This window comes from Gemmatimonadales bacterium (genome assembly GCA_030697825.1).
Lineage (GTDB): Bacteria > Gemmatimonadota > Gemmatimonadetes > Gemmatimonadales > JACORV01 > JACORV01.
Map to the genome: position 1 here is coordinate 1 of JAUYOW010000110.1, position 4,067 is coordinate 4,067.

General features: G+C 69.9%; 4 protein-coding genes. All 4 read right to left on the bottom strand.

What is annotated here, in order from left to right:
- On the bottom strand, nt 1-794 hold a 794-nt coding region (locus Q8Q85_05770), incomplete at its 3' end, for a DNA polymerase IV (protein ID MDP3773759.1).
- Nucleotides 791-1,645 (bottom strand): TIM barrel protein, encoded by an 855-nt coding sequence (locus Q8Q85_05775; GenBank protein MDP3773760.1) that lies wholly within the window; start codon nt 1,643-1,645, stop codon nt 791-793. The genes Q8Q85_05775 and Q8Q85_05770, both read right to left, overlap by 4 nt.
- A gap of 30 nt (nt 1,646-1,675) precedes the next feature.
- A complete protein-coding gene (locus Q8Q85_05780) occupies nt 1,676-2,524 on the bottom strand; it encodes a sugar phosphate isomerase/epimerase (GenBank protein MDP3773761.1) in 849 nt (282 codons plus the stop codon).
- A partial coding sequence (locus Q8Q85_05785; protein ID MDP3773762.1) for a GMC family oxidoreductase occupies nt 2,524-4,067 on the bottom strand: 1,544 nt, incomplete at its 5' end. The genes Q8Q85_05785 and Q8Q85_05780, both read right to left, overlap by 1 nt.

A 4,067-nucleotide genomic window follows, 5' to 3' on the forward strand; every position in this document is an offset into this window, starting at 1 on the left:
TTGAGCGCCGCGTCGTCGTCGATGTCCTCGGGAAAGGTCTCGTCACGGCTGATCGACTTGGGATCGCCGCCGGTCTCCACCTCGCCATGGTCCACGCCGCGGATGCGGTCCCACAGCCACGCGCCCTCGCGCTCACCCAGCCGGCGGCGGAGCTGGTCGGCGCCCGCCGCCAGCGCGTCGTCCACGCTCGTGAGATGATGTCGCTCCAGCCGCTCGACGAACCGCTTCCCGACGAAGGGGATATCGCCCAGCGCGAAGCGGCGCATGAACGCCCCCTCCTCCCCCGCCGGCACCACGTGCACGCCACCCGGCTTGGCGATACCCGCGGCGAGCTTGGCCACGACCTTCGATGTCCCGCCGCCGATCGAGACCGACAACTCGGTCCCCTCGACCACCGCTTCGCGCATCCGCCGAGCCGTCTCGGCCAGCGGCTCGTCCTTGTAGAGCCGCTCGGTCCCGGTGAGGTCGAGGTAGAACTCGTCGCTCGAGGCCGTCTCGACCACCGGGGCGAAGCGTTTGAGGACCTGGCGGATCGCACTGCTCTTCGCTTGGCATGCCTGCCAGGGAACCGGGACGATCATCGCCCCGGGGCAGAGCCGAGCGGCGCGCGCCATCGGCATCGCCGAGTGGACACCAAAGGCCCGGGCCTCGTAGCTGGCGGACGTGACCACGCCGCGGCCAGTGGGCGAGCCGCCCACGATTAGGAGCGGGCTCTTCCCCGCCCCTTCGGGATCCACCAGCCGCGCGACCGACACGTAGAACGCGTCGGCGTCGGCGAGGAGGATACGCCTCACACGTCGCAGAGCTGGACGGCTTCGCGGAGCGACGTGAGCGGGTCGCGCACCGGGATGAACTCGTGCGCGACGTAGCCCGTGAACCCGGTGTCCGCGATCGCCTGGGCGATGGCGCGGTAGTTCAGCTCCTGGGTGGCGTCCAGCTCGTGACGGCCCGGAACGCCGCCGGTGTGGTAGTGCGCGATGAAGGCCGCGTTGTCGCGGATGGTCCGGATCACGTCGCCTTCCATGATCTGCATGTGGTAGATGTCGTAGAGCAGCTTCACCCGCGAAGAATTAACCGCGCGCACCACCGCCACGCCGAACGCGGTGCGATCGCCCATGTAGTCGCGGTGGTCCATCCGGCTGTTGAGCAGCTCGAGGCAGATGGTGACGCCGCGCTCCTCGGCGAGGGCTTTGATCCGGTTCAATCCCGCGACGCAGTTGTCGATGCCCTCGGCGTCGGTCCTCCCCTGCCGGTTCCCGAACATGGCGATGACGTTAGGCACGCCGGCCCTCGCCGCCGCAGGGATGGTCTGTTCCAGCTCGCGCAGGAGCATCGGGTGGTTGGCCGAGTCGTTGAAGCCGGTGCGAATGAAATCGCGCCGCGCCGTCGGGTAGCCCATCGAGCAGACCAGGCCGTTGTCCGCCGCCACCGGCCACTCCTCGGGCTGGAGCAGGTCGATGGCGACCAGGCCCATCCCGCGCGCGGCGCGGCAGAAGTCGGCCAGCGGGATGCGCTCGTATATCCAGCGGCATACCGACTGCTTCAGGCGGCCGGTGCGAGGCACCGCTTCCGCGCGGACGCCGCGCTGGAAGGTCAGCGCGCCGGCTGCGCCAGCCGTGAGTCTCAGGAATCCGCGTCGGTGCAAGGAAAGTTCCTCGGCTTTCGGCTATCCAGGCTACACCCGCAGGCCGCTGAGATACCCGTAGCTGGCGCGGATCGACGCCCAGGGGTCCGCCGGCTCGTCGTGCTCCACGAAGAAGTGTCGGATCCCCGCCTGCCGCCGCCGCGCGAAGATTCCCCGCCAGTCGATGACGCCCGCGCCCACATCCATCATCCGCCCATCCGCCGTCCGGTCCTTCACGTGCACCAACGGCACCCGGCCCGGCCACCTTCGCAAGAACGCCAGCGGGTCGCCGCCGCCGTGCACGATCCAGAACAGGTCCAGCTCGATCCGGACCAATCGCGGGTCGGTGGCTTCGCACAGGACGTCGAACGGCACGCGCCCCTCGAGCTCCCGGAACTCGAAATCGTGGTTGTGATAGGCGAACTGGATGCCCGCGGCGCGCGTCCGCTCGCCGGCGCGGTTGAAGCGCTCGGCCACGCGCCGCCAGTCGTCGAGGGACCGCCGCCATGCGGCGGGCGTCCAGGCCACGATGAGGTAGTCGTGCCCGATCACCCGAGCGGCTTCGATGGTCCTTTCCGCCGCGTCGCCTTCCAGCGTGTCCAGACCGACGTGCGCCCCGGGCGCGACCAGATGATTGGCGTCCAGCATCGCCCGGACCTGCCGCGGCGTGCGGCCGAAATAGCCGGCGAACTCGACCTCACGGTAGCCGATCTCCGCCACGCGCGCGAGCGTACGCTCGATGTCCCGACGCATCTCCTCGCGCACGGTGTAGAGCTGGACGCCGAGCGGGCCGAGGCGACCGGGAGAACGGGGTGTGGGGAGTAGGGAGTGGTACCATGAGGTGCCCACACCGATCGTCGCGGCGCCGAAGGAAGTGACGAATTCCCGCCGCGTCGGCATCACAGCTCCCGCCGCCGCATCAGCTCCACCGCGTGCGCCGCGGCACGGGCCGTGAGCGCCATGTAGGTGATGGACGGGTTCTGGTTGGCGGTGGACGCCATGCAGGCACCGTCGGTGCAGAACAGGTTGGGGACGTCCCACGACTGGTTCCAGCCGTTCAGGACCGACGTCGCGCGGTCGCGCCCCATCCGCGCGGTCCCCATCTCGTGGATGGTGAGGCCCGGCGCATTGTCCTCGAGATACGAGTGGACGTCGCGAACGCCGGCCGCCTCCAGCATCTCGGCGGCCTGGGTCTGGGCATCGCGCATCGCGGCGCGCTCGTTGTCGCTCCAACTGCAATGGATCCGGAGGGCCGGGACATCCCACTTGTCCCGCACCACCGGGTCGAGCTCGATGAAGTTCGTCTCCCGCGGAAGGCACTCGCCGAACCCGTAGATCGACATGCTCCACGGACCCGGCGTGCGGAGCGCCTCCTTGAGGGCGCGACCGAAGCCCGGGATCGAGGTCCCGCGGCCCCAGCCGCCGCGACTCGCGCCGCCCTGGTACGCATAGCCGCGCAGGAACCCCGGCTCCGGGCTGCCGACGTTGCGGAAACGCGGCAGGTACACTCCGTTAGGCCGGCGGCCCGAGGTGGTCTTGTCCTCGAACCCGGGAACGGTGCCCGATGCCCCTGCCCCCATCCAGTGGTCCATCAGGTACTTGCCGAGGACCCCGCTGGAGTTGCCCAGTCCGTTGGGCCAGCGCTCGCTGGTGGAGTTGAGAAGGATGCGCGCCGACTCCAGCGCCGAGGCGCACAGGAAGACGACGCGGGCGCGGAACTCGAGCGCCTCCATCGTCTGCGCGTCCACCACCCGGACGCCCGACGCCTTTCCGGTGCGCGGATCGTAGATCACGCCGTGCACCACGCTGTGGGGCCGAAGCGTCAGCCTCCCGGTGGCCCGCGCCGCGGGCAGCGTGACGTGCACGCTATTGAAATACGAGAAGGTCGAGCAGCCGCGCTCGCATACGCCACAGTAGGCGCAGGCGGCCCGGCCGCGGTGGTCCTGGGTCAGTATCGCGCAGCGTCCGATGGTGAGCACCCGCTCGCGTCCGTAACGACGGGCGAGACCGTCGCGCACGAACTGCTCGCCCAGGTTGAGCGGCATGCCGGGCAGGAACTGGCCGTCCGGCAGCTGCGGCAGGCCCTCCGGGTCGCCGCTGATGCCGATGTACCGCTCCACGTAGTCGTACCAGGGAGCGATGTCGGCGTAGCGGATGGGCCAGTCGGCGCCGAAGCCGTCCCGCGCGTTGGCCTCGAAGTCCAGGTCGCTCCACCGGTAAACCTGCCGCCCCCACGTGATGGAGCGCCCGCCCACCTGCCGGCCGCGGATCCAGTCGAACGGCTGGCCCTCGGGCGTGGTGTAGGGGTTCGCCACGTCGTTGACGAAGAACTGCTCGCTCCAGGCGTCGCAGGCGTAGCACTTCTTCTGCACCGGACGCTCGCGGTCCTGCTTGTCGCGGTCGCGCCGGCCGTGATAGGGCAGTTGCCAGGGCTGGACGTGCA

Coding starts and splice junctions, on each gene's coding strand:
- Q8Q85_05780 (MDP3773761.1), bottom strand. CDS start 2,524: ATGCCGACGCGGCGGGAATTCGTCACTTCCTTCGGCGCCGCGACGATC.